General features: G+C 39.7%; 29 protein-coding genes. 2 read left to right on the top strand and 27 right to left on the bottom strand.

The genetic code is table 11. From position 1 onward, the window contains the following. Positions 1-34: 34 nt before the first annotated feature. From HZR21_RS11795 to truA, 5 genes are all read right to left on the bottom strand, one after another. The gene (locus HZR21_RS11795) at positions 35-409 is read right to left on the bottom strand and encodes a GNAT family N-acetyltransferase (RefSeq protein ID WP_246307841.1); all 375 of its coding nucleotides are present in this window, start codon (positions 407-409) and stop codon (positions 35-37) included. Next, positions 406-897: a GNAT family N-acetyltransferase gene (locus HZR21_RS11790; RefSeq protein ID WP_246307840.1), complete on the bottom strand. Its 492-nt coding sequence runs from the start codon at positions 895-897 to the stop codon at positions 406-408. The genes HZR21_RS11795 and HZR21_RS11790 overlap by 4 nt, the downstream gene beginning before the upstream one ends. 61 nt (positions 898-958) lie before the next feature. Continuing rightward, positions 959-1,498, bottom strand: coding sequence for a TIGR01440 family protein (locus HZR21_RS08890; RefSeq protein WP_180747354.1), 540 nt, complete (start codon positions 1,496-1,498; stop codon positions 959-961). 42 nt (positions 1,499-1,540) lie between these two features. Beyond that, positions 1,541-2,326 carry a bifunctional hydroxymethylpyrimidine kinase/phosphomethylpyrimidine kinase gene (locus tag HZR21_RS08885; protein ID WP_246307839.1) on the bottom strand — a complete coding sequence of 262 codons (786 nt, stop codon included), beginning with the start codon at positions 2,324-2,326 and terminating at the stop codon, positions 1,541-1,543. Beyond that, positions 2,301-3,062: a tRNA pseudouridine(38-40) synthase TruA gene (gene truA, locus HZR21_RS08880; RefSeq protein ID WP_180747353.1), complete on the bottom strand. Its 762-nt coding sequence runs from the start codon at positions 3,060-3,062 to the stop codon at positions 2,301-2,303. The genes HZR21_RS08885 and truA overlap by 26 nt, the downstream gene beginning before the upstream one ends. A gap of 205 nt (positions 3,063-3,267) precedes the next feature. Between truA and HZR21_RS08875 the strand changes: the two genes are divergently transcribed. Further along, positions 3,268-3,834, top strand: coding sequence for a hypothetical protein (locus HZR21_RS08875; RefSeq protein ID WP_180747352.1), 567 nt, complete (start codon positions 3,268-3,270; stop codon positions 3,832-3,834). A 144-nt stretch (positions 3,835-3,978) separates the two neighbouring features. Here the strand turns inward: HZR21_RS08875 and HZR21_RS08870 are convergent, their stop codons facing one another. From HZR21_RS08870 to HZR21_RS08845, 6 genes are all read right to left on the bottom strand, one after another. Beyond that, positions 3,979-5,973, bottom strand: coding sequence for an ABC transporter ATP-binding protein/permease (locus tag HZR21_RS08870; RefSeq protein WP_180747351.1), 1,995 nt, complete (start codon positions 5,971-5,973; stop codon positions 3,979-3,981). A 179-nt stretch (positions 5,974-6,152) separates the two neighbouring features. Beyond that, the gene (locus HZR21_RS08865; protein ID WP_180747350.1) at positions 6,153-6,854 is read right to left on the bottom strand and encodes a MarR family winged helix-turn-helix transcriptional regulator; all 702 of its coding nucleotides are present in this window, start codon (positions 6,852-6,854) and stop codon (positions 6,153-6,155) included. A 140-nt stretch (positions 6,855-6,994) separates the two neighbouring features. Beyond that, positions 6,995-7,312: an AzlD domain-containing protein gene (locus HZR21_RS08860; RefSeq protein WP_180747349.1), complete on the bottom strand. Its 318-nt coding sequence runs from the start codon at positions 7,310-7,312 to the stop codon at positions 6,995-6,997. Then, complete coding sequence (locus tag HZR21_RS08855; RefSeq protein ID WP_180747348.1) at positions 7,312-8,040, bottom strand: AzlC family ABC transporter permease; 729 nt, start codon at positions 8,038-8,040, stop codon at positions 7,312-7,314. Before HZR21_RS08855 ends, HZR21_RS08860 begins: the two co-directional genes overlap by 1 nt. 531 nt (positions 8,041-8,571) lie before the next feature. After that, positions 8,572-9,183: a 30S ribosomal protein S4 gene (gene rpsD, locus HZR21_RS08850; RefSeq protein ID WP_180747347.1), complete on the bottom strand. Its 612-nt coding sequence runs from the start codon at positions 9,181-9,183 to the stop codon at positions 8,572-8,574. 168 nt (positions 9,184-9,351) lie between these two features. Further along, a complete protein-coding gene (locus tag HZR21_RS08845) occupies positions 9,352-10,086 on the bottom strand; it encodes a TrmH family RNA methyltransferase (protein ID WP_180747346.1) in 735 nt (244 codons plus the stop codon). 150 nt (positions 10,087-10,236) lie between these two features. On the opposite strand from HZR21_RS08845, the gene HZR21_RS08840 reads away from it, so the two are divergent. Then, the gene (locus HZR21_RS08840; protein WP_180747345.1) at positions 10,237-10,512 is read left to right on the top strand and encodes an acylphosphatase; all 276 of its coding nucleotides are present in this window, start codon (positions 10,237-10,239) and stop codon (positions 10,510-10,512) included. A gap of 60 nt (positions 10,513-10,572) precedes the next feature. Here the strand turns inward: HZR21_RS08840 and HZR21_RS08835 are convergent, their stop codons facing one another. From HZR21_RS08835 to HZR21_RS08760, 16 genes are all read right to left on the bottom strand, one after another. Then, the gene (locus HZR21_RS08835) at positions 10,573-11,442 is read right to left on the bottom strand and encodes a methylenetetrahydrofolate reductase (protein ID WP_180747344.1); all 870 of its coding nucleotides are present in this window, start codon (positions 11,440-11,442) and stop codon (positions 10,573-10,575) included. A 69-nt stretch (positions 11,443-11,511) separates the two neighbouring features. Then, entirely contained in the window at positions 11,512-13,122 is a 1,611-nt protein-coding gene (pabB, locus tag HZR21_RS08830; protein WP_180747343.1) for an aminodeoxychorismate synthase component I, read from the bottom strand. 47 nt (positions 13,123-13,169) lie between these two features. Then, positions 13,170-13,763, bottom strand: coding sequence for a lysozyme family protein (locus tag HZR21_RS08825; protein WP_180747342.1), 594 nt, complete (start codon positions 13,761-13,763; stop codon positions 13,170-13,172). A gap of 37 nt (positions 13,764-13,800) precedes the next feature. Then, positions 13,801-14,784: a nucleoid-associated protein gene (locus HZR21_RS08820; RefSeq protein WP_180747341.1), complete on the bottom strand. Its 984-nt coding sequence runs from the start codon at positions 14,782-14,784 to the stop codon at positions 13,801-13,803. Positions 14,785-14,795: 11 nt separating this feature from the next. After that, positions 14,796-16,049, bottom strand: coding sequence for a serine hydroxymethyltransferase (gene glyA, locus HZR21_RS08815; RefSeq protein WP_180747340.1), 1,254 nt, complete (start codon positions 16,047-16,049; stop codon positions 14,796-14,798). Continuing rightward, positions 16,039-16,665 carry an L-threonylcarbamoyladenylate synthase gene (locus HZR21_RS08810; protein WP_003137233.1) on the bottom strand — a complete coding sequence of 209 codons (627 nt, stop codon included), beginning with the start codon at positions 16,663-16,665 and terminating at the stop codon, positions 16,039-16,041. Before HZR21_RS08810 ends, glyA begins: the two co-directional genes overlap by 11 nt. Then, positions 16,658-17,473, bottom strand: a complete 816-nt coding sequence (prmC, locus tag HZR21_RS08805) for a peptide chain release factor N(5)-glutamine methyltransferase (RefSeq protein WP_180747339.1) — start codon at positions 17,471-17,473, stop codon at positions 16,658-16,660. The genes HZR21_RS08810 and prmC overlap by 8 nt, the downstream gene beginning before the upstream one ends. Further along, positions 17,470-18,537 (bottom strand): A/G-specific adenine glycosylase, encoded by a 1,068-nt coding sequence (gene mutY / locus HZR21_RS08800; RefSeq protein ID WP_180747338.1) that lies wholly within the window; start codon positions 18,535-18,537, stop codon positions 17,470-17,472. Before mutY ends, prmC begins: the two co-directional genes overlap by 4 nt. Beyond that, positions 18,534-19,607, bottom strand: coding sequence for a peptide chain release factor 1 (prfA, locus tag HZR21_RS08795; RefSeq protein WP_003137230.1), 1,074 nt, complete (start codon positions 19,605-19,607; stop codon positions 18,534-18,536). Before prfA ends, mutY begins: the two co-directional genes overlap by 4 nt. A gap of 69 nt (positions 19,608-19,676) precedes the next feature. Continuing rightward, positions 19,677-20,189, bottom strand: a complete 513-nt coding sequence (locus HZR21_RS08790; RefSeq protein WP_180747337.1) for a GNAT family N-acetyltransferase — start codon at positions 20,187-20,189, stop codon at positions 19,677-19,679. 28 nt (positions 20,190-20,217) lie between these two features. Then, positions 20,218-20,787 carry a thymidine kinase gene (locus HZR21_RS08785; RefSeq protein WP_180747336.1) on the bottom strand — a complete coding sequence of 190 codons (570 nt, stop codon included), beginning with the start codon at positions 20,785-20,787 and terminating at the stop codon, positions 20,218-20,220. Positions 20,788-20,931: 144 nt separating this feature from the next. Then, positions 20,932-22,110, bottom strand: a complete 1,179-nt coding sequence (locus HZR21_RS08780; protein ID WP_180747335.1) for a tyrosine-type recombinase/integrase — start codon at positions 22,108-22,110, stop codon at positions 20,932-20,934. 100 nt (positions 22,111-22,210) lie between these two features. Further along, complete coding sequence (locus HZR21_RS08775; RefSeq protein ID WP_003137224.1) at positions 22,211-22,423, bottom strand: hypothetical protein; 213 nt, start codon at positions 22,421-22,423, stop codon at positions 22,211-22,213. Between the two features lie 281 nt (positions 22,424-22,704). Continuing rightward, a complete protein-coding gene (locus HZR21_RS08770; RefSeq protein WP_180747334.1) occupies positions 22,705-22,965 on the bottom strand; it encodes a hypothetical protein in 261 nt (86 codons plus the stop codon). Between the two features lie 87 nt (positions 22,966-23,052). Continuing rightward, positions 23,053-23,568, bottom strand: coding sequence for a hypothetical protein (locus HZR21_RS08765; protein ID WP_180747333.1), 516 nt, complete (start codon positions 23,566-23,568; stop codon positions 23,053-23,055). A 3-nt stretch (positions 23,569-23,571) separates the two neighbouring features. Then, complete coding sequence (locus HZR21_RS08760) at positions 23,572-24,561, bottom strand: phage tail tip lysozyme (protein WP_343037652.1); 990 nt, start codon at positions 24,559-24,561, stop codon at positions 23,572-23,574. Positions 24,562-24,751 lie beyond the last annotated feature (190 nt).

Below are 24,751 nucleotides of genomic sequence, written 5' to 3'. Positions count from 1 at the left end.
TAATTTGGTGCTATCACTTATCGATGCGGACAGGTTAAAAATATTCACGTAAGATCACATCTTTCATGACAAATTTGGTAAATTCACCTATCGTCATTGTAACAGCTTGGCCAGTGCCAAATGTCATGTTATTTTCTGGTAATATCTCGTCAATAATCGTAAATTGCTTGTCTGCATTAACTGGAAATTGTTTCAAATATGCTTCTAGATTGACAATTCGAGCCATCATATCTGCTCGTAAACTAATTTGTGCCCGACTCGGCTCACGCATATCTTGTTCTAATGTAACATTTGAGGGTGCTGTGTAAACAAACTTATCAAAGGCACCTGCATGACTAGCAATAAAACGATAAGCTGTATTTTTAGCTTGAACATCAAGCGTTATCAGTTCATGAATGATAAATGTCATGCCATTAAAGGCATAAATGACATATCCTCTAGGTTCTGCTTGGTCATAAAGTCTGTGCGTTTAACCGTTAAATGTGTTTTTTCTCCCAACGGAAAATCAGCTGCATCAATCTCATAATGTTTTTGGTTGAAGACATAACTATAACCAAATTTACTGTAAAAACTGTAAGAAAAAGGTGCGAGATAAGAAAATAGTGTTTCCTTCTGATAATTCTCTTGTAAAATTTCAGTCATGAGCTGACTTGCTGCACCATTGCCACGGAACTCAGGATAACTTGCAACGTAACCAATTCCTGCCATTGGTACCGATTGACCTTGGAAGTTAACCTGAAAGTGGGTATCGACAATCATACTCGTCAATTCACCATTTTCAGTATGTGTATGTAGGGTCGACTGCTCTAATAATTTGTAAAAAGCGCGGTCTCCGCCAGTTGGATTTTTATGGAAAGCATATTTCGCAAGCTTCAAACAAGCCTCTTCAATCGTCATTTTTTCCCTCACCTTATTTGTCTTTTAATCAGACTAACCTTGTCTAAACGTATCAACTGTATCATAAGCTGGCACGTGGCCCACCAATCAGCTTAGGACGGCTTTTGAGTGCTGTCACGTGAGCGCCACCTAATTCACGCATGATTGGGCGAAAAGGAATCTGCACGTGTTTCACATGCATCCCAATCGCTGTATCACCAATATCAAGACCAGCTTGCGCTGTGATATACTCAACTTCTACTGGGTCATTAAATAAAGCATAAGCTGCGACTTGACCACTGCCTCCAGCATTGAGCAGTGGCACAACGGAAACGATTTCCAAATCTTTTTGCTCTGCTAAATCTCGCTCGACCAACAAAGCACGATTAAGATGTTCGCAGCCTTGAACCGCTAAAAACACACCGATAGCCGTGAGTTTATCATAAATTGTTTTAACCACAACTTGACCAATTTCAGCTGATGAATTATGCCCAATCAAGCCACCATTAACTTCACTTGATGACAAGCCCAAAACGAATATCTGATCTTTTTTAAGGTCAGCCTGCTTGATAACATCCTCAATCAAGATTTCTGTTTGCGCTTGCAATTTTTCTAAATCCATTTGTTTACCCCACTATCATACTCTAAATACATTAAAATAATCTCACCGATGAGGCAATCGTTGCAACACCCCATATTCATTTGAGTTAAGAATCGCCTGATAGACAAATTCCTTACTTTGTTCGACAGCTGCTAGTACTGACACCCCAAGCGCCACATGACTTGCAATAGCCGACGCAAACGTACAGCCAGCACCATTATTATTTCGCGCAACAATCGGTTTAACAAATTCCCGAGAAATGACACCATCATCATATAAATCACGCGCAAAATGCTTATCCAAACGACTGCCACCCTTAATTACCGTATGACGACTCCCCAGACCAGACAAAACCGTCGCAGCAGCTTTCATATCCGAAACAGTCGTAATCGTCAGACCAGCCAGCATCTCAGCCTCCCTCAGATTCGGCGTCATTACCGTCACATAAGGCAAAAACTCAAGCATCTTCGCCGTCATCAGCGACATCTCCTCATCTTTATTTTCTTTAAAAACCAGAACCGGGTCAAGAATGACGGAGACATCTTGATGCTGCTGAATAAAACGCAAGGTCAGGTCGGCAATCTCTATTGACGGCAACAGACCTATCTTAATCGCATCGAAAGTAACATCATTTAGACTATCCAATTGCCGCTTGAAAATATCAAGATCCGTTGGAAAAATATCAAAGCCAGATGCATGCTCAGCTACTGTCACAATCGACGTCACGGCAACAAACCCATAAATCCCGTATTGAGAATAAGTCGCTAAGTCAGCCTGAAAGCCACCACCTGATAAGACATCAGACCCCGAAATCGCTAATATTTTAGGCGTTGATTTCATCGTCGTCATAACGTAACTCCATGAGACACAAACCATGAGCCGGTGCTGTCGGTCCTGCTAAATCACGATTTTGTGCCACTAAAATTTCAGATACTCGCGAAACTGGCCACTTGCCGGCACCAATTTTTACCAAGGTACCGACCATATTTCTGACCTGCTTATATAAAAAACCATTGCCAGAAAAAATGAAGAGAATTTCATCTGTCCCACTTCTCACTACATCTGCCTGTGTAATCGTCCGAACCTTGTCCTCGACCGTAGCGCCAGAGGCTGTAAAACCTGTGAAGTCATGCGTGCCAACCAATAACTGCGCTGCTGCAACCATGTCATCAAAAGCAACGATTTTCGGAAAATGATAGCTAAAACGCCGGGTTAAGGGGTTGTTGGCCCGAGAGGTGGTCAGGCGGTACTGATAGGTTTTGCTGTGGGGCTTGAATCGTGAGTGAAAATCGTCAGCAACTAGCTCAAGCGCAACAACATCAATATCATCTGGTGTTTGAGTATCCAGGGCAAATCGTAATTTTTCAGTGTCACGCGCTTGCGGTAAATCAAAATGAATGATTTGAGCTAGCGCGTGAACGCCACTGTCTGTACGCCCTGAGCCGTGAAGTTTAACAGGATGACCTGAGTTTAATTTCGCCAAAACACGCTCAAGTTCCTCTTGAACGGTTCGACCATTATTTTGTATTTGAAATCCGGCAAAATCTGTGCCGTCATATGCAATCCTTGCTTTATATCGTGTCATGCTAACATTATATCATGTTCATTTAAAAATCTGATGACAAAGTGGATTGTTTTTTCTGTTTACCATTATCATTTAAACTTATTTTTTCATAATATGTTGACATGAATTTTTTAGCATGTTATTATGAAATCGGTATCAGCGCTCAAATTTAATCAACTTTGATAAGCCAATGACGGTATGACTATTTTAATGAAAAGAGAAGACGATGCATCCTAAATATTTAATCACTGCTTTTGCAATAATGTCACTCATGACTTTGGCTGCTTGTGATGAGTCAGACCACGAAAAAGGTGCAGTTGCGCCTTCATATTCAAGTGAAAGTTCCTCAGTCAACTCATCAAAAAAAGACGGTGTTGTCGTTGACCAGCCATTAGGCATGGATGATGTTACTGTTATTGAGCTTACCCACGGTGATACGCCACCAACGCAAGAAGAACTCGAAAAATATCAGTGGTATTCTCAAGGATCAGCGAACTTTGCATCATTTAATGGCGGAGAATTAAAGATCTTTAGTTGGAGAAAAAGTGACAATGGTTCTTATCATAGGTTAGAAATTTCAAATTTTCCTTATGAAATTATTGACAATGTCATGCAATGGGATGTTGTTATTCGTGGTAAAAAATATGTTGGTGTGGATGATACATTCGTCATGTCTTGGGAAGGTAATGAGCTAGTGCTGACTCCCAAAGATGACCAACCTGAAAAAGGTCATCGTAGTCATAGATTTGTCCCGATTGAGTATAAGTACTCAAAAAGAATTGTGTGGCAATAATTTCTCGCCTTTTTTCTCAACCCATATTTTGTATGTAATAATGCAAAATATGGGTTTTTCTATACTGAAAACTGATTTATAAGTAACACATCTACTGCAAGATTCGGTAACAAAAAAGACACTTTCGAGTCTTTTTTAAATTGCTTAATCATTTGAAAGTGCTTCAATCGGGTTCAATCTAGCAGCTTTACCTGCTGGCATCAAACTAGCGAACAAAGCAATGATAATTGCAATGATGACACTACCTATAACTGCACCAGTTGAAATTTGAATGATATGGAATTTATCAAGCAAATCACTGACGCCTGAGTTAACACCAACTTGACCAAGAAAGGCAACTATAATCCCTAGAATGGCAGAGGCAATTCCTAACATGACAGTTTCAATAACAAAGAGTAGGCGAATATCCCCTTTTCTTGCGCCTAAAGCACGTAGGATACCAATTTCTTTCGTCCGTTCTGCAACTGACATATACGTTGTAGCGATAATCATCATCAGACTCACGAGAAGTGAAATGCCTGCGATTAAAGCGAGAACGATAGTAACAATGGATGTAATATCATTAATCGGTTTCAAAACTGCACCGAGTGAGAAGGTTACAAAGTCTTTCTTGCCGTCAGTTTTCAAGTTTTGAATTTTGTTTACGACAGATTTAACATTGTGGCTATCATCGATTGTTGGCACGATGAAGTTAGGGTCACCGACAATATTATTTGCGATAAATGCTTTTTGAAGGGTTTTAAAGTTCATTGTCAACGGATTTTGTGCTGGGTTACCTTTAGTAATCCCCGACACTTTCACGTCTTGTGAAATAGTTACTGGTGCGCCATCTTTATTGAGCATTTTATACTCAAGGTGTAGCGTTTCACCAATAATTTTTTTCCAATTTGTCTTATCCCATTTTTTTGCAAAAGTATCTGGTACAACTACTTCACCTTCACTTGGTTTTTTACCCACTAAGAGTGAACTATCTGTATTGACATTTGTCCAAGTTTGAATTTTAGCGAAAGGTTCTTTCGTTGCGCCAAGACTAACTGTAAAGTCGGCTGGTGCGACATCAAAGGCTTTTTCGACTTGCTTCACATGATTTAACTTTTCAACTTTGTCTATCAAAGTATCAGAAATCGCAGTTTTTGTCGTATTCTGAGGCATTAATCGTGTTGTTTCCTGAAAGGCCTCATCGTTTTTCTTGTTCTCATCAGATGTCACGCGTTTCATGACCATTGGGACATTTGGATTAGCCAAATCTGTGACCATTTTATTCATGTAACCCTTAGCACCATTGCCCAAACCAAGGAAGAACATAACTGAAAATAAACCAATGGCAACGCCAATCATAATCATCAGATTTTGTTTCCAGTTGTTGAGAAAATGCTGCCAAGCAATGCGAGCCTTAGCGCCAAAAGAAAGTGTTTTGGTTTTAAATTCACGTGCTTTTTCGACCGTCTCATAAGCTGGTTTAATCCGTTCATCCGACGTGACTTGACCGTCTGCCAAATGCACGATACGTGTCCCGTAGTCAGCTACTTCTTGCGAGTGCGTGACAACAATGACCGTCTTACCGCTTTTGGCAATATCAGACAGAATTCCTAGGACATCGCTTGTATTTTGTGAATCCAAAGCGCCTGTCGGTTCATCAGCGATAATGATGTCAGGGTCATTGGCGAGTGCGCGTGCAATCGCGACACGTTGTTTTTGACCACCAGATAATTGGTTGGGATTTTTCTTCTTGTGTTCGAGTAACCCAACTTGTTTGAGTAAATCTTCTGCTTTTTTGACTTGTGCCTTGTGAGACAGATTCGTCATTTTTAACGAGATTAACACATTGTCTAAAACACTAAGATAGCTGACCAAGTTAAAGGATTGAAAGATGAAACCAACTGTATCTCGACGATACTCATCCATTGATTTTTCTTTTTTATCTGCTTGCTTGACGCCATTGACAATGACTTCACCATCATATTTGCGGTCAAGACCACCAATAATGTTCATCAAAGTCGATTTCCCGCCCCCAGATTCACCGAGAATCGAGATGAAGTCTCCTTTATCAAAGCTTAGATTCAAGCCTTTCAAGACAGGAAATTCTTCTTTTCCAAGAAAATAAGATTTCTTGATATTTTTTAGTTCCAAGATTGTCATGCTGATGACCTTTCTATTTTTCCATAAAATATTTGTTCTTTTTTAAGTATAAAACTTTTCCCGAAAACTTTCATGGTACTTTAGACTTATTTTCACATATATTGATGAAAAATTTAGATAATAGTTCAAAATAAGCATAGCGACTTAGTCGCTATGCTTATTTCATCAACCTCTCTCAATTAAAAATCTTGCCATTTTTCTTCATCACTCTCACGGTTTTCATCTCGAGTATTTCGAATGAAGTCCCAAGGATTATGGCGACTTTTAGCAAAACGTCTAAAAGTTTCATCAAAAGATTCTTGATTCCGCTCACGCGCACGTTCCTTATTTAAATGTCGGCGTTCATGCATTCGGATATGATTTAATTCTCGATTACTTGCACCGTGGTGATTTGAAAAATGCTCAAACTCGGATAATTCTTCTGGAAAAGTTTGATTAGTTTCAATAATTTTCCTAAGCAAGTTTGATAAAGTCAACACTTCCTCGGGTGTCAAATCGCCTAATAATGTTTCTGATAGTGTATCAGAAAACTGACTTTGTTTATCTTTAGCCATTCTTGCCTTTTCTGTCAAGAAAATCCGACTCACGCGTTTATCTTGCTCATCTTGTTTTCGGACAATAAATGCCTCAGCCTCAAGTTGTTTCACCATATTAGTTACACTAGAAGGACGAATATCAAGTTTTTCAGCAATCTCAGTATTCGTTAAGCCATCTTCTTTCAGTAGCAAATTAAACAGACCGCGTGCTCCCTGACGCCTTCTGTCCCCACCTGCTTGTGAAAAATGATGATTCATGGCATGTGTCCGCAATGCAAAACGCATTTGTGGATTTTGTAGTAATTTAGAAAATAGCTCTAATAGCTCATTTGTTTGTTCAGACATAAGTTACCTCTTTCTTTATTTAACGTTTAATTTTAGTTAGTTTTATTTTTATACAACTAACTAAATTAAGTTTAAAACAATTAAGTTAGTTTGTCAAGAATAAAACTAATCTTTTTTTGAAAAAAAATAATCCCGAAGGATTAAACAACTAATAATCGTAATAATGCCATCGTAATAACACCTGTCACTACCGCGAACATCAGAGATTTTCGCAAGTAGCCGACTACCATAGCCGGAATCATCGCGACACATCTCAATCCGTCAAAACTCGGTAACGCATTTTTATGCAAGATTAACAACTCAGAAACCATTAAACTCGTCATCATTGACAGTGATAAGTAGTTCAAAAATCGTTTAAAGAATGCTGGAAATTGTATCAGCTTAGCAAGAGGGAATGATAAAATTCTGGGTACCCAGGTGACAATAACACTGAAAAATAAAGCAAGATAAAAATACATCAGATGACCTCTGCCCTTCTAGTCTCTTTAGGTGTCGACATCACTGCACCAATTAAAGCGCCAATAAGTGTCGCAATCAGAACTGCAACATAACTAGAGGTGACAATACCCACTAAATAATAAATCAGCATTGTACTGAATAAGACAGTCAGGACAATCGTTAAGCGTTCATTTTTCACCATAGAATCTAAAGTCAGGACTAATAAGCCAATAAACATGGCAACCAGAGCATAATCTATGCCAAACTTCTCCGGATTCGGTATTAGATTTCCAACTGCTGCTCCCAAGATAGTAGACAATATCCAAGTCAGATAACTCATCACGTTCACTCCTTGCATCCAAGAGGGTGTGATAGGTGTGTTAGTCGCATGTTCTAAAACCATGAGGCCAAAAGATTCATCGGTCATCAAAGTGCCCATGCCGATGCCGGATTTAAGAGATTGGTGTGGGAAAATTTGCGTGGCGGTCAGGCTTTGCAAGAACATTCGGAAATTGACCAAAAAGATGGTCAGAGTGATGATGGAAATTGGTGCGTGAACAGCCATCATGGCAATCATGATGAACTGACCGGAACCGGCATATAGGAAAATGGACAGGCAAGCAACTTGCCAGAGGCTAAAACCTTGAGCGATAGCGACGATGCCAAATGCCGCACCAATGCTGATATAGCCTAGGCTGACGGGGATGGCAGCTTTCATTCCGTCCATAAAATTGTAACTTTTTGACATGACTAACTCCTAAGGTGTAATAGTCTCATTATATCAGAAAATTGCAGAGCTTTTACTTATTTTTACTACTTTTCAATTTTGAGTTCAACTAGAAGGGGTTATTTTTAAAAATTTTGTATTATAGCTTTCAGTGTTGGACACTTCATTGAATTGAAAAAGACTGGGATAAAAGTTTATTACTACATAATTTTTTAATGCTCTAGCTTTTATTTTAAATCATATATCATAATAAAAAAACAGCCTTTTGGACTGTTCTTTAATCTTCGTTTATTCCGATTACATTTGTCTACTCGGTTTGGGTTTCTCAGGCGAAACGAGATCTTCGTAGAACTTTCAAACGCTGCGCGTTTCTCAATTCCTCGTAGACAAACAAAAGACAGTCGAATTTGACTGTCTTTTGATATTTGCTCCCGAGTTCTTGCTTTCGCAAGCGAAAGGCAAAGTTCTTCGAACTTTGCGCATGCGTCGCATGCCAAAAATTCGAGGCAAACAAATGACGCTTCGCTGAAAGCCTTTGGCTTTCGACTTCGCTTACATTTGTTTGTTATAGTATTCAACGACGAGTGCTTCGTTGATTTCTGGGTTGATTTCATCGCGTTCTGGTAAACGTGCGAATGTACCTTCAAGTTTGTCAGCGTCAAATGTGATGAAACTTGGGCGTCCAAGTGTTCCTTCAACTGCTTCAAGGATTGCTGGTACTTTAGCTGATTTTTCGCGAACTGAGATCACATCACCAACGTTAACGCGGTATGATGGGATGTCAACACGTGAACCGTTAACCAAGATATGACCGTGGTTAACGAATTGACGTGCTTGACGACGTGTTGTTGCTAAACCAAGACGGTAAACAACGTTATCAAGACGACGTTCAAGAAGTACCATGAAGTTAAAACCAAGTGTGCCTTCTTTTGCTTTAGTCGCTTGAACAAACAAGTTACGGAATTGACGTTCAGAAACACCGTAAGTGAAACGGAGTTTTTGTTTTTCAGCCAATTGCAAACCGTACTCAGAAAGTTTTGAGCGGTTGTTTGGACCGTGTTGACCTGGTACGTAGTTACGACGTGCGATTTCTTTACCAGTACCTGTAAGTGATACGCCGAGACGACGTGATTGTTTCCATGATGGACCTGTGTAACGTGACATGTAGATGTCTCCTTCAAAAAATTTATTTGAAGAGCATGTTTTGCAAGTTTCCGGTTCGTGCATTTCCAGTTCGCCTCACAGCTTTGGTTACTTTGTAACACTAGAAATGTTGACGATGCCCTACCTCGCGGCTGCATAACTCAACTTTACAAGTATATCAGGAAAATGTTAATCTGTCAAGGAGAAAATCATAATACCCGCAGCAACTGCAACATTTAAAGACTCTGCCTGACCTGGCATATTAATGTGTGCTAAAATATCAGCGGTAACTGATGTTTCTGGTGTGATACCCGCCCCTTCATTTCCCATGATGAGTGCAAACTTTTCAGGTTGACTAACTGTTCGATAGTCAACCGATGTTTCTGATAAGGTGGTTGCAATCACTGTCGTTCCTTGAGTTTTTAACCGTTGATATAAAGCCAGCGCGTCATTTTCCCGAAAAATCGGTAGATGAAAGTGTGAGCCTTGCATGGTGCGTAGGACTTTTGGCGAGTAGATGTCGGCACTACCAGCTGTTAAGATGACACCGTCAAATCCAGCGGCATCCGCCGTTCTAATCATGGTGCCGACATTGCCAGGGTCTTGAACATTTTCCAAAATCAGGAGTTTGTTCAGTTGCTCAGGTTTTAGACTTGACGCCTCTAAACTGACTTCTGCAATAATCCCTTGCGGTGTTTCGGCGTCTGATAAGAAGTTCATGACCTCGTCTGATATGAGTGTCGCATCTGGTGTATCTGCGAACTTTTCCGTTACAAAAATCTGCTTGAAATCCGCGCCAGATTTCAATGCCTCTTCATATAAATGCTGCCCTTCAATCAAATAAGAATTGGTGCGATTTTTCTTTTTATAAAGTTTCTTCGCGTTCTTGACGCGTGTATTGTCTTTTGATGTGATTATTTCCATAGGTCTATTTTAGCACAATGCTGACTTGCATGGTTCTGTTTATTAATATTATGCAAACGAAAGCGTTATCATATTTCAACCGAAAGATTTGCGATTTTGATATAATGAGACTAAATGATGTAGACTTAAGATAGAGAGGGTTTGAGTTAAATGAATAAAGTTAAGTTAAATGCCACTGGTCGCGTGCAAGGAGTTGGCTTTCGCTATACGACTTTTCAACTCGCCAAGCGGCTGAATATCAAAGGGACAGTTAAAAACGAAAACAACGGCTCAGTCACGATTTTTGCTCAATCAGACGATAAGCTCAGTCTTCAAAAATTTATCAATGAAGTTCGTAAATCTCCATCACCTTATGGTCGTGTAGATTATTTAGATGTGAAAATTGATAACTCACCAGATTTTGATGACTTCAAAATGATTAATTAATTGACAAAAAACCTTGGTAAATCAGAATAGAAATTCTGACTTACCAAGGTTTTTGTTAGTTTACAAATAGCGATCCATCATGGTATTAGCGACGAAGGGTTTGTTCATGGTGTAGATGTGCACGCCGTCGACGCCGCGAGCTAGGAGGTCGTCGATTTGCTTGCAGGCGTAGTCCATGCCGGCTTTTTGAAGATCTTCTGGTGAGTCCTTGTATTTGTTAATGATTTTAATCAAACGTGTGGGTAGGCTAGCACCGAAGTAGAGCATCCGCGCCACTTGAGATTCTTGCAAAACTGGCATGATACCCGCAGCAATTGGTGCTTCGATTCCTGAATTTTTGACATAATCATTAAGTCTTAAAAATTTGTCATTGTCAAAAAAAAGCTGGCTGATAAAAAAGTTGGCGCCGGCATCATACTTACGTTTGACGTGCTCGATATTTTCAACATCCAATGGACTATCGACATGGCCTTCCGGATAAATGGCGGCTGCAATATCAAAATCGCCCGTTTTTTTGATGTCCGTGATGAGTTCATGGGCATAGTGATAAATATCTGGGCAACCCGTCACATCCGTATTTTTCGGTAGATCCCCGCGCAAGGCTAAAATATTTTGGACGTTTTTAGCCTTAATCTCCGCCAGAATTTCTGTGATTTGCTCTGGATTATTATTAATCGACGTCAAATGGTGCATGGTTTCGATGCCGTACTCTTTTTTAATTTTCTCAGCGATCTCAAGTGTTTTATTTTCACGACCAAGACTGCCCATAGCGCCATAAGTCACACTGATATAATCTGGTTTGTGGGTCAAGCCAGCCACTGTTTGATAGATAGTTTCAATGCCCGCGTCAGTTTTGGGCGGGAAGACTTCCAGAGAAATGACGGATTTCTTCTGAAGATTTTTTTCTCGATAAATGTCAGTTATTTTCATAAGACTATTCTAACAAACTTTACCTGAATTGGAAATTTGTTAAAAATAGCGGTTAGTTATAGTCTCAACTTATAGCAAAAAAACTTCCCTAACACCCTGAACTGAGTTACAGCAGAAAACCTTGTCTGATCGGGTTAAATCTTCTCGATATAGGACCTGCTCACGGCACTTACCGGAATCTAATAAATACTGACGGTAAATCCCTGGTAATAACCCACTTGATAAAGGCGGCGTCAACCACTCCCCATCAATCTCAAGAATCAGATTAGCACGCGACATTTCAGTCAGCTCACCCCGCTCATTGACAAAAATCTCGTCTTTGGCTTTAAAATAAGGGCGATAGGTTGTTTTATGCGCGAGAAACTCGGCACGGCTGTCAATGGTCATTGGGGATAAAGAAACGGTGTTAAAAGCTTTGGTCGGCCGATAAGAGGTCTCAAACTTGCCATCACGACTGAGGATCAAGCGTAGCATACCATCTTGTTCAGGTTGTAGGTTCAACATATCTGGATTGAACTTAAAGCCATAGTAGGCAGCGGATTTTTGCAGTCGCTCGAAGTGTTCCTTTTTAAAGGTTAGCTGACCATTTTCAACTTGAATGGTCTCAATCAACTGAAAATCATCTTGTAAGAAAGCTGTTTTCGTCTGGGTCTCCAACCATTCATCAGCGGTATCTGAATCCCAAACAATGGCGCCACCCACACGATATTTGAAATGATCAGCACCTGTCTGCCGTTGCAAAATACGAATGGGCACACTAAAGGTCATCTTCTCTGGACTCAGGAAACCAATGGCACCGCAATAAATATCACGACTGCCTTTTTCTAGGCGCTCAATAATGTTCATGGTTGAGATTTTTGGAGCACCAGTGATAGAGCCATTAGGGAATAGCGCATGGAAAATCGCCAATAGATCAGTATCTGCTTTTAAATCAGCCTCGATTTGTGAGGTCATTTGGTGGACGGTTGCATGTGTCTCCACTTCGAATAACTTAGTGACTTTGACACTACCGTTTTCAGCAATTCTGCCCAGATCATTACGCATGAGGTCAACGATCATCACGTTTTCAGTCCGATTTTTCTCATCTGTTTTGAGAAATGCGATACGCTCGGCATCTTCTGCTGCTGACTGTCCTCGTTTGACCGTGCCTTTCATCGGACGCGTCGTGATGTGCTGATCCTCAATTTCAAAAAAGAGTTCAGGCGAAAAGCTGAGCAAGGTATCATACTCATTTTTGATATAGGTATTATAAGGCGTCCGCTGCTTAGTCAAGAGATGTTCATAAAGCGCTAAATCATCGGCAGCATAAGGCACCTCGTAGTCATAGGTATAGTTGACTTCATAGGTGTTACCATCGCGCTGTTCTTGCTTGATCTCAGAAATCGCAGCTGCGTAATCTGAAAAAGTCAGTTGTGCCTTAGGGTTTAGACTAATCTCTGGCGCATTTTTCGGGACGTAGGGCGTGAAGTCTTCGAAGACTTGAAAGTAGAGGAGGGGGCTTTCAGACTTTATCTGTTTGCCCAGAAAAACGTCTTTGGCCTCATAGCGAATATAGCCGACCAGATAATGCGTCTGCTGCCATTTTTCAATTTCAGACAATGCTGCTATCACACCGGCATTATCAAAAGCAATCAGGGTTGCAAGAGGGTTTTCAAATTTTTTATCGTCGTATATCATCATCGTCCTTTTATTATAGCAAAAAATTGAGAGTAAAAAAAAACTGGCTTTCACCAGTTAAATAAATGAACGATTTTCATGTTCCAGCGAACTTCTTTCGCATAGAAAATGTTGCCGCCATTTCGATAGAGTTTGCCTTTGTTAAACAAAAGCGAATCTAAGGTAATGTGATAATATTCCTCAGCTGTTGTATTGCCTAGACTTGGTGCGACGACGTCTTTAGAGTAAGCCTCTGCCAAGGACAGGGTGTTCTTACCACCATTTTTGGCAATATAGTCAACATAGGCTTTCCCAAAGTTATAGGCTTGAACGCCTGTCCAAACATCGACACCTTTTTCACTCGCATATTCCAACATTTCAGTTAGATTGACAATGCCTTGATGAATACTATCTTCCTCAGTTTCAATCGTGTCATGAGTTGACTCAGTAGACTGCATGACATCGGTGCGTTTCCCTTTGGTTTCCGTGTAGATAATCGATAGAACTAACTCTCGATTGCCTGAAACACCATGTTTTTCTAAGGTCTGCGTCACATAATCATCGTACTGCATAACGTTTTTAACGTTTTCATGTGTACGATATACCCAAAATCCAAAACCTACAAGTATGACCAGGAGGATTAAATTTCTAATTTTTCTTAGCAATACGTCCTCCTTCTCATGTTAGTATATGATATAGCAATTACCACTTGTTCTTAATTTCCTCGATATTTTTGATGATAATCGAGTAAGTCCCATCATCATTTTGGATAAATTCGACCGTCTCCGCATCTTCATATAGACTTTGCGGCACAATCATTTCTATCCCATTTGACAATGACAATTTTTGATTAGATAGTTTTTTCTCGATTTTTTCCATAGGCATCTGCTCAAACCGAATCTTATCGGGAATTTCTTCCTTGACTTGATCTTTAAAGGCCAAGCGTGCCGTTAGATTATCCGCAAATAATTGGTCAGCAAGTGCTTCTGGATTGAGATTTTCCTGTTTTTCGACTGCATGAAAAACCGCATTTTGCACCTTTTGAGAAAAGGCAAAATCATCATCGTCGTAAGACTTGGCAACAGATTCTGCCGTCTTTTTAATTGTTTTAATCGCTTTATTAACAGAAATCTCAGGCTTTTCAGCTAGCAGATTTTCTGAAAAATAGTTATAGTTTTTACCGTTGTACTTGATCCGTTTTTCAAGCAAATGGTAGCTGAACGTATTGCGATTGATGGCAATTGCTTCATCAGCAGCTGACCCAGCCCCAGGCAATGAAGACTCGGTTTTACGAATCTTGATTTGTCCTGTTACCGTATCGAAGTCATGCGAAAAAGAATCCCTCAGCGACAGTCTGATAAAAGCAAAATGTGGCTGAGTATCTAATTCATAGGCAACAAAAAGCAAGTCGTTTTGCTTTTGTTTTTCTGACAAGATAAACTCTTCTCGCCAGAAATTGGCAACGGCAATCGTTGATGCAATAAAATCATCTGTTACTAGCGATAAAAAGTGATTTTCTTCTGACAAAACGCCACGTTTGGCATCATCAGAATAGATTTTTTCTACTTTTTTGGTCACATAGTCAAGCATGACAGGCGTCAACTCCATGAGATTTTCCGAGAAGGTAATCTCAGGTTGACCTGGGTCAAAAGCATGTAAAATCGCTTTTTTGATATATAAATCCATTAGTATTCTTATTAATCTTCGTAAAGTGGGAAAGCATCCGTCAAGGCAATCACTTCTGATTTAATTTGGTCAAGCTCAGCTTGATCATCCTTGTTTTGGAAAGCACGAATGATAAATTCTGCTACTTTTGTTGCTTCCGCTTCTTTGAAACCACGTGATGTGACAGCAGCTGAACCGATCCGGACACCTGATGTTTTAAACGGGCTCAAAGTTTCGTAAGGTACTGCATTTTTGTTCAAAGTAATTGAGACAGTATCCAAGAGATTTTGTGCCTCTTTACCGTTGATACCAAAGTCCGTGACATTCAGCATGAACATGTGGTTATCAGTCCCACCAGAAATCACGCGCAAACCAGCATTTTCAAAGGTTTCAGCCATGACTTTTGCATTTTTAATGACTTGTGCTTGATAATCTTTGTAGCTAGGATCCAATGCTTCTTTAAAAGCAACAGCTTTCGCAGCGACAACGTGCATCAATGGACCACCTTGAATTCCTGGGAAGATAGCAGAGTTAATTTTCTTAGCCAAAACTTCGTCATTTGTCAAAATGAGACCGCCACGTGGGCCACGGAGTGTTTTATGAGTCGTAGAGGTTGTAATATCAGCATATGGAACTGGATTTGGATGCAGACCAGCAGCTACCAAACCAGCAATGTGCGCCATATCAACCATGAATTTTGCACCAACAGTATCAGCGATTTCACGGAATTTCGCAAAATCAATTGTGCGTGAATAGCTAGACGCACCAGCGACAATCAATTTAGGTTGCGCCGCTTTAGCTTTCGCTAAAATTTGATCATAATCCAATAATTCTGTTTCTTTATCGACATTATAGCCAACAAAGTTATACGTTTTACCAGAAAAGTTAACAGGTGAACCGTGTGTCAAATGACCACCAGCTGCCAAATCAAGACCCATGACTGTGTCACCAGGTTCAATTAAAGCAAGGTAAGCTGCAGCATTGGCTTGTGAGCCTGAGTGAGCTTGCACATTGGCAAATTTAGCACCAAAAAGTTCTTTTGCGCGTTCAATTGCTAAATTTTCAGCAATATCAACGCATTCAGTACCGCCATAGTAGCGATTACCAGGATAGCCTTCAGCATATTTGTTGGTCAAAAGCGAGCCTTGAGCGGCCATAACAGCTTTTGAAACAACATTTTCAGAGGCGATGAGTTCAATATTTTGTTGTTGACGTTTTTCCTCTGCATGAATTGCATTCCAGAGGTCTTGGTCAAAAGCTTCGTAGTTTGGCTGGTCAAATATCATCCTTTATCTCCTCGATAATTTCTCTTAAAGTTAGCGCACCTTGGCGCAAGATTATGGGCGTCTTACCTGTCAAATCTACAATCGTCGAATCAATGCCCGAAATACTCTCATCAGCCTTCACAACAGCTGCAATCTGGCCGTCCAAATCCGTCAACACGTCTTGTGCGGTTTTGGGGCTTGGGTTTCCAGTCAGATTAGCAGAAGGGCCCACTAGGGGACCTGTTTGACGCAAAATTGCAAGCGTCGTTTGATTGGCTGGGACACGAAAGCCGACTGTATTCATACCGTTATTGACAAGACTAGGAACCTTTTCATTGGCTTCTAGAATTATCGTAAGGCTGCCAGGCATAAATTTATTATACAACTTTTCGAGATATTTTGGTTGATTTTGAGAGAAAAATTTCATTTCATCAAAATTCGAAATATTTAAATTAAGGGCATGATCATAAGTTCTATGTTTCACGTCATATATATTTTTGACCACATGATCTTCTAGTGCGAGACCGAATAAACCATAAACCGTTTCAGTCGGCAAAGCAACTAATTGGCCTGATTTGATTAGCTCAACGGCACGCTGAACATCTTGTGGTGCTTGGGGAAAAAGTAATTCAGTCAATGGTAATCATCCTATCCTTTCCGGCTAAATCTTGTAAAACGCTGACCCGCTTATCAGGAAAATGGTGCTGAAAAAGTTGGCTAACAGCTTGGCCTTGTAAATGCCCAATTTCCAAATAAATCTTGCCCTTGTCTGTCAAATAAGACTGCGCGTTTTCTGCTATTTTTTGATAAATGGCTAGTCCATTATCCTCAGCAAACAAAGCAAGGTGCGGCTCATAGTCCAAGACATTTTTAGCCATATCCACCTTCTCGAAATCTGCGATATAAGGTGGATTTGAAACAATTATATCATAGTTTCCTGAAACGTTACTGAAAACGTCTGATCGTGTAAAGGCGATATTTACTACTGCATTTTTAGTCGCATTTTGTTGCGCCAAGGCCAAAGCATCTGGTGAGATATCGCTAGCCATGACTTGCCAAGTCGACTGTGCCTTAGCGAGTGACAGAGCTATCGCGCCTGTCCCTGTTCCAATATCTAGGACTTTCAAGTCATCTGACGCATTTTCCGACGAAATCAGCGCGACGAGTTCTTCTGTTTCTGGTCGCGGAATTAAGGCACGCGCATCCACATCAAGGGTTAGACCGTAAAACTCGGTCTCACCGACGATGTACTGGGCTGGCTCGTCCTGTGATAGTCGGTTAAATATCTCTGTTAGATAGGCTTGGTCAGCTTCAGTTATCGCCGTGTTAAGCAATAGGATAAAGTCGGTATAGCTGAGTTTTCGCCCATAACGAAAAACATAGCGCAACTCCTCTGGGCGCGCCAATTGTTTTTCATATTCTTGAAAGGCTTGTAAGTAGGTCATAAATTCTCTTTCAAAGCTGCTTGGAGTTTAAGCTGTAGGGTCGTCTGCGGTAGTACTTCATAGGCATCATCTGACAAATAAGTCCACGTGGCATCTTCATTTTCAACTTGAACAAGCATGACTTGCCATTTTTGGTGGGTAAAGATGTGTGTGACTGGCGTGATATTCAGTTGTTTGGCGGCTTTAAATTGTTCAGAAATACCGTCATAAATCGCATCCCACGAGTCAAATTCTACCAAAGGATAGGTCCAAAAGTTAGCAAGCAGACCTGTTTTAGGGCGTTGGGTATAAGCCATACTGCCGTTTTTTTCAGAAATAATGGCCGCATAAAACTTCTGAACTTGCTTGACTTTTTTAGACTTGACTGGAAAATTCAGCTCTATTCCTTCTTGATAACTGAGGTTAAAACGCGCAAAAGGTGAATCCGCTAAGGTCTCAGTTTTGGCACGCATCAAAGAAGTCCCCAAATCCATCACGGCTTGGTTAAAATCACCTGGTCGCTCAGGATCAACGATCGGTAAAATAATATCATAAAAAATTTTACGTGACTTAGGTTGCGCAATATCTGCGTCGATTTTCAGCAGTCTTGCAAATACGCGAAACATATTGCCGTCAAGCGCTGGCACGACTTCATTAAAACTGATACTAGCAATCGCTGCTGCTGTATAAGGGCCAATCCCTGCTAATGTTTGTAGGGCTTGACTCGTTGTTGGAAACTGTCCGTCAAAGTCTGCCATGACTTGTTGGGCTGCTTTTTGCATATTTCTGATACGCGAATAGTAGCCTAAGCCTGACCAGAGTTTGAGCAGAACTTCTTCATCTGCTTCAGCTAAATCTTGGACCCTTGGTAATTCTGCCAGAAAGCGTTCATAGTAAGGGATGACTGTTTCGACCTGGGTTTGTTGCAGCATGATCTCGCTGACCCAGATGTGATAGGGTTCCTTGTCTATCCGCCAAGGAAGGTGCGTCCGTCCGCTTTCATCGTACCAAGTAAGCAAGGTTTGACGGAAGTCTGCAACCATGTCCTCGGATAAATGACCATCGGCGTCATACCAGTTTATCATTGTTTCAAGGCCTCGAGTTTTTGCGTTTGATCGAAAAGGATCAGGGCGTCGACGACTTCGTCGAGTTTACCTGATAAAATCGTGTCGAGTTTTTGCAAGGTCAGGCCGATGCGGTGGTCGGTCACGCGGTTTTGCGGGAAGTTGTAGGTACGGATTCTCTCAGAACGGTCACCTGTTCCGACGGTCGACTTCCGAAACTCATCGTTTTTGTCCTGCTCGATCTGCGCGAAATAATCGTAAACTCGGGCATTGATGATTTTCATGGCCTTGTCACGGTTTTTCTGCTGATTTCGTTCTTCCTGCATCTCCACCTTGATACCCGTCGGTTCATGGACGATCCGAACGGCTGTCGCCACTTTGTTGACGTTCTGTCCGCCAGCACCAGATGCGTGGTAAATGTCAATCCGTAGGTCTTTCGGGTCAATGTCGATGTCGAAATCTTCGATTTCGGGCATGACGAGCACCGTTGCTGTTGAGGTATGGACACGCCCCTGAGTCTCTGTTTTTGGCACACGTTGAACACGATGCGCGCCACTTTCATATTTGAGTTTCGAGTAGACGCTGTTACCTGAAATCATGACTGAGACTTCTTTGATACCACCGATTTCGGTCACGTTTGATTCCAAAATCTCAAATTTCCAGCCCTGATTTTCAGAGTATTTTTGGTACATGGCCAATAAATCGCCAGCAAAAAGCGCAGCTTCATCACCACCAGCGGCACCACGAATTTCGAGGATGATATTTTTGTCATCATTAGGGTCTTTTGGTAACAAAAGAATTTTGATGTCTTCTTCTAATGTTGCTTTTTCAGCTTTCAGCGCTTTGAGTTCTTCTTTGAACATGTCAGCCTCATCAGCGTCAAGGCTTGAATCTGACAGCATTTCTTCAGCATCTGAAATCCCAGTCGTTACTTCGACATAGCGCGCATAAGCCGCAACGGTTTCGCGCAAAGAGGCCTCTTCTTTTGACAACGCCATAAAGCGCTTGGTATCGTTAACGACTTCAGGGTCGCTGAGTAAACCGCCTAATTCTTCGTAACGGTCAGCCATAATTTGTAGTTGGTCGAACATATAATTTTTTTACTTCCTTATTTTCTATATTTTTCTTGTCAATGGTAGCAGGTACTTGAGCAAGCTTAGCTAACTTCTATCAACAGCAAAGGCAAAATGCGGCATCTCAATTCCTTTATAGGTTTTGATAAATTTAGTCCGAACAGTCATGCCATTACGAATCGCAACATTCATGGACGCGAGATTGTTATCACGAATGATTGAAAACACACGGTCAATACCTAAGACATCAAAAGCATATGTTTTACAAGCTTGCGCTGCCTCTACGGCGTAGCCTTGATGCCAATAATCGCGATTAAATAAATAACCTATTTCTGTAACGGTTTCACCTTGAACTTGTTGCAAGGTCAAACCACATTGACCGATAACTTGGTCGGTTTCCTTTAAGACAACAACCCACAGACTGAAACCTCGCGTTTGATATTGGGTCATCAAATTATCAAACCACTGCGCTACTTCTTCGTCAGAAAATGCGCCATTGTAAGCAAACATGGCATCATCATCCTGAAGGATTTTGGCAATTACAGCATAATCTGCCTGTGTGATTTCGAGAAGATAGAGGCGTTTGGTTGCCGTAATCATCTGTGGTCTCCTTATTTTCTACTGAGTTTTAAAGGTCGGGCTTAAACCAATGTTTGCGACAAACAGGTAGGTAGCTTTCGTTACCGCCAATTTGGATTTGACTGCCTTCATAGACTGGTTGATTATTTTCTGTGCGCAAGACCATGGTTGCTTTCTTGCTACAAAACCAGCAGATTGTTTTGATTTCTTCAATCTTGTCAGCTAGGAGTAAGAGATATTTACTGCCTTCAAATAATTCATTTTGGAAATCATTTTTTAGGCCGAAGGCCATGACTGGGACGTTGAGTTCATCTACCACTCTAGCAAAATCATAGATATTCTTTTTGCTGAGAAATTGGGCTTCATCTATTAAGATGCAGTAAGGTTTTTCCGGAAGTTTGGCAACATAGTCAAAAACATCTAGGGTAGCATCGATAGGGACGGCTTGTTCGCGCATACCGATCCGCGAGCTGACGACGCCAATCTCATCTCGGTTGTCGAGAGCGCTTGTCATGATGACGACGGGTTTGCCCTGTTCCTCATAGTTATGCGCCACTTTGAGAATTTCAATTGATTTCCCACTATTCATCGTGCCGTACTTAAAATATAATTGTGCCACCTGTTAACTCCTTTTATAATTTATCTCTTAAAGCCCTGTTATCATGGGGCTTTTGGTTTATTGATTGAACTATCAAATAGTACTTTTTCCCTATTTTACCCTATTTTCCACTCAAATTTGCCCAGAATTTGCCCCAAAAAACATTTAATTTTCATCTATCAAATCAACCAGTCTTGATCTCATTTTATCAGTCGTATGTGTATAGATTTTAGTCGTAATAGTCGGATCTGAATGGCCTACTCTCTCCATAATCGCTACTTGATCAGCACCGGATTCAACTAAATGAGTAATATGGGAATGGCGCAAAGCATGAGGAGAAAATTTCCGATCAAATCCAGCTCGTTTGCCAAAATTTGCAAAGCTTCTCCCTAAGTCTCTCCATGAAACAGGATTGCCTGTCCTACTAGGAAATATATACCCATAATCTATAAAACTTCTACCATTTTGTAACAATCTCGTATTATCACTTTTAAAATAAGTAAGAATCTCGATTGATCGATTAGACAAGTAAACTTTCTTATTAGAAGCAATTGTTTTTGGTGTTGTATGGCATTTTTTAGTCACACCACCAACTGAATAATCTAGGGTACTATTAATATCGATATATGATGCTTGCTTATCATAATCTTCCCATTTCAAAGAAGCTAATTCACCATATCTTAATCCTGTCAAAAACAAAAATTCTAATATCAATGCATTTCTACGACAATCAGGTCTAGTCATTAAAATAAATATCTGTTTTAATTCATCATAACTAAACAACTTTTTACGCTCTTTTTCCATATCTTCAATTGTAATTGGTGGAACACTTAGTTCAACTTTTTTCATTAAATCTACTTTAATAAAATCGAGTCTAAAAGCAAAGTTCATAATTTGTCTAAAAATACCAAAATACGTCACTAACGTTTTACGAGTATATGGCATTTTGTTAAAATAGCGCTGAATCATCAAAGGAGAAAAATCACCAATTGCTTTGCCTTTAAAATCTTTTTTTAAAATATTACAATATCTTGTCCTAGTTGCATAAGTAGAATGTTTTATTTTTCTACCTTGATCCTCTAGCCATATATCAATAATATCGGAAAAAAGAATAAATTCGCTTGCAATATCAAGTGTCGCGCTCTGTTTTTCAATTTTCTTCTTTATCTTATCAAGCATTAAATTTAGTGCTTGGTTTCCTGCTTGCTTACTTTTTGAAGTAAGCGTTATAGAAGTTTTTTCTACTTTACATGTCACCGGATTTTCATAACGCATCCTCCACACATATTTACCAACAGTTTTTGATTTTTCTACCCAAATACTGCCTACTTTTATATCTCTCATAAGTCCTTCCCTCAAAATAAAAAGGCAAATATAGAGATAGCCATTAGTTTTAATTATATCACTATATTTCTTTTTTTCTAAATTATTATTTGATCCATCCCTATTTATAACAACTGTCTTTTTGTTTATTTAAAAATTTATCAAATGCTGGCACCCAAACTCTTCCAGATAATCTAAAGCAATTACCTTTAATGTATTCTTGTTCTTTACGCATCAAACTAATTTGATTTGATACTGTTTTCTCCGACAAACTATAAAAATCGGCAATATATTTTTTATCCCCAAATTTTTTAGGAATTTCTACATCTATCATTTTTACTCCTTTGCTATTCAAAATCAAATCTAAATATATTATTTCTTTATATGTTTAAAGTATTATCTATAAGATCCGTAATCACTAATTTTGCAATTGATAACTCGAATATTGTCCACTAACTTTTTTGTATAACTATTTATCACTAAAATGTGTAAAATGTATTTCTCCTTTCGACATACATTTTACATACCTTGGACTCGAACCTGCACCTCTCACACGATTGTAATTGTTCTACCATTGAACTAAAGGTACTACCTCAGATATTATTTCTAAACTTATTATCTACTTTGTAAGTAAGCAAGAATGTATCCCTCTGAAATATTTGTGATAGAACAATCCTTAAGCAATGCGCAAACCTCATCACAAGTTTTGATTACAAAATGACTGGACATAAAATCAAAACCGTATTCTTCAATAAACTGCTCACGATCTCGGCCCATATCATCAAACGCATTTCGCCAACCAAAATAATCAGTTGTACATTGAGTTGCTGAATCAATTACTGCTCGTTTATCTTTACTCATACCAATCGCATACATCATTATTTCTTAGCTAGGATATGTTATACCATCAAGTTTCATTGACATATTTTCTACTCCTTAAATTCCAAAGTCTTTCAAGACTTACTAAATACTGCCCAATAATTCGGCTTTTGATCGTTTATTCAACCAGTGAAATGTACCAAGGTCTCGAACTTTAACCATAATTTGTGGCAAGCTGAAACCGTACTTTGCTAATTCATCTGTATATGATACTAAGTATCTTATGCAATTATCAATTGATACACAGAAATTATAGACAACATCTTGATAGCGCCTATCTAATTCCAGTAATTCTAAAACATATTCAGACCACACACGAATTGTTTTGACATCTACATTTGCGTGTTTTTCAATTGTAGTTGGATTGAGTTTATTTAACTTGTTTTGTATCGCTTGTTTTGCTTCAAGACACAATAAATCAATTTGTTTTTCATACTTGATAAGCAATTCACACCAGACCAAAATTTCATTTATTTTGGCGTATGACGATAAGTACAATTCATGTTTAAAACTTTCGACTTTTTGCTCAAAAAAATTAAAGTCATCAATCATCTGGACTTCATCATTCATAGCACGTATTCTAAAATCTGTTAAATTCATTGGCTATTTTCCCTCCACATACCAAAATTGTTTAGCTTCATCTGCTGAAAATGTACGATAAGAAACAGTCAATGGTGGCAGACCTGTCACATTCATTTCTGAAATTAAAATAGAGCCATCATCTTTGACTTGTTCTACAAATGCCACATGACCATATGTTGGGTCAGAACCTGCTTGACCTTGTACAAAACTTAGGGCAGTATGGAGTTTAGGCTCATGAGACACAGAATAGCCAGCCTTGCTTGCCCAATCGCCACCATTGCCCATGAAACTATCAAACTTAATGCCTAACTGATAAGCCCTGTTATAGACGTACCACGTACATTGTCCTTGTGGATATGAACCAGAGCCATTATAGGCTTGACCGCTAAATGGCGTTTCAACTTCCCAACCATTCGGAATACTTGCGGACATCACACCGTTTACGGCTTGACCGTTTTCAGTACCACCAAAACCTACATGGTCTTTCAATAAGTCATACCACTTTTGAGCGTCCTCTTGGAGCTTGTCAGCCTTTGTTTGACCGTCACTAAGTGATACACCCTCATAATATTGCGACCAGTCTAAACTTGCTTGTCTAGGGTCAGTAGAGACACTCACGATATCTTTTGTTTTCTTGTATGCACCGTTTAGTTCAGTAGACATAAGTTTTAACTCAACGTCCATTGACAGTGTTCTACTTTCAGCCTTAGACCAACGATTGCCATTGACCGTATTAGACCAACCAGACCATTGAAAGATACCTGCCACACCACCGCCGATATTTTCGGCTTTAGGGTCAAAGCCTGACTCCCTTTCAGCTACTGCTAAAGCACCACTTGCACCTTGAATGCTAAAGCGTTCTTTACTCATAAGATAGTTAGCTATATCAATAACATTTTGAGCCTTTTCTTCTGAGATATTAGCCTTACTTGCTAGGTCTTTTGATGTGATGTTTAGACTACCCGCAGAACTCGAAAAACTATCCGCACTTGATGAAGTGCCACCTGCCACAATGACAAGTAAAAATATAAAAAAATAGGTATAAACATACCTATCAGAAATAAATGTTTTTTATTTTTCATTTGATTTTCTTTCTAGGTATGTTGATACCTCACTTTTTCTTAAATAAACTAACCACAAACCAAACAGGGATAGCAACTATCCCAACAAAAATAGTTTTGATGATTTTCATAATTATTTT

Source organism: Pseudolactococcus laudensis (assembly GCF_013449735.1).
Taxonomy (GTDB): domain Bacteria; phylum Bacillota; class Bacilli; order Lactobacillales; family Streptococcaceae; genus Pseudolactococcus; species Pseudolactococcus laudensis.
This window is presented reverse-complemented; position numbering and strand designations above follow the sequence as displayed.

Coding starts and splice junctions, on each gene's coding strand:
- HZR21_RS11790 (WP_246307840.1), bottom strand. CDS start 897: ATGACGATTGAAGAGGCTTGTTTGAAGCTTGCGAAATATGCTTTCCAT.
- HZR21_RS08835 (WP_180747344.1), bottom strand. CDS start 11,442: ATGAAAATAACTGACATTTATCGAGAAAAAAATCTTCAGAAGAAATCC.
- HZR21_RS08890 (WP_180747354.1), bottom strand. CDS start 1,498: ATGGATTTAGAAAAATTGCAAGCGCAAACAGAAATCTTGATTGAGGAT.
- truA (WP_180747353.1), bottom strand. CDS start 3,062: ATGACACGATATAAAGCAAGGATTGCATATGACGGCACAGATTTTGCC.
- HZR21_RS08765 (WP_180747333.1), bottom strand. CDS start 23,568: ATGAATTTAACAGATTTTAGAATACGTGCTATGAATGATGAAGTCCAG.
- HZR21_RS08865 (WP_180747350.1), bottom strand. CDS start 6,854: ATGTCTGAACAAACAAATGAGCTATTAGAGCTATTTTCTAAATTACTA.
- HZR21_RS08855 (WP_180747348.1), bottom strand. CDS start 8,040: ATGTCAAAAAGTTACAATTTTATGGACGGAATGAAAGCTGCCATCCCC.
- mutY (WP_180747338.1), bottom strand. CDS start 18,537: ATGATAAACTGGTATGACGCCGATGGTCATTTATCCGAGGACATGGTT.
- HZR21_RS08875 (WP_180747352.1), top strand. CDS start 3,268: ATGCATCCTAAATATTTAATCACTGCTTTTGCAATAATGTCACTCATG.
- HZR21_RS08860 (WP_180747349.1), bottom strand. CDS start 7,312: ATGTATTTTTATCTTGCTTTATTTTTCAGTGTTATTGTCACCTGGGTA.
- HZR21_RS08770 (WP_180747334.1), bottom strand. CDS start 22,965: ATGTATGCGATTGGTATGAGTAAAGATAAACGAGCAGTAATTGATTCA.
- prmC (WP_180747339.1), bottom strand. CDS start 17,473: ATGACCTACTTACAAGCCTTTCAAGAATATGAAAAACAATTGGCGCGC.
- glyA (WP_180747340.1), bottom strand. CDS start 16,049: ATGATATTTGACCAGCCAAACTACGAAGCTTTTGACCAAGACCTCTGG.
- HZR21_RS08775 (WP_003137224.1), bottom strand. CDS start 22,423: ATGATAGATGTAGAAATTCCTAAAAAATTTGGGGATAAAAAATATATT.
- prfA (WP_003137230.1), bottom strand. CDS start 19,607: ATGTTCGACCAACTACAAATTATGGCTGACCGTTACGAAGAATTAGGC.
- HZR21_RS08840 (WP_180747345.1), top strand. CDS start 10,237: ATGAATAAAGTTAAGTTAAATGCCACTGGTCGCGTGCAAGGAGTTGGC.
- rpsD (WP_180747347.1), bottom strand. CDS start 9,183: ATGTCACGTTACACAGGTCCATCATGGAAACAATCACGTCGTCTCGGC.
- HZR21_RS08780 (WP_180747335.1), bottom strand. CDS start 22,110: ATGAGAGATATAAAAGTAGGCAGTATTTGGGTAGAAAAATCAAAAACT.
- HZR21_RS08845 (WP_180747346.1), bottom strand. CDS start 10,086: ATGGAAATAATCACATCAAAAGACAATACACGCGTCAAGAACGCGAAG.
- HZR21_RS08885 (WP_246307839.1), bottom strand. CDS start 2,326: ATGACGACGATGAAATCAACGCCTAAAATATTAGCGATTTCGGGGTCT.
- HZR21_RS11795 (WP_246307841.1), bottom strand. CDS start 409: ATGACATTTATCATTCATGAACTGATAACGCTTGATGTTCAAGCTAAA.
- pabB (WP_180747343.1), bottom strand. CDS start 13,122: ATGATGATATACGACGATAAAAAATTTGAAAACCCTCTTGCAACCCTG.
- HZR21_RS08820 (WP_180747341.1), bottom strand. CDS start 14,784: ATGGATTTATATATCAAAAAAGCGATTTTACATGCTTTTGACCCAGGT.
- HZR21_RS08790 (WP_180747337.1), bottom strand. CDS start 20,189: ATGATTACGGCAACCAAACGCCTCTATCTTCTCGAAATCACACAGGCA.
- HZR21_RS08870 (WP_180747351.1), bottom strand. CDS start 5,973: ATGACAATCTTGGAACTAAAAAATATCAAGAAATCTTATTTTCTTGGA.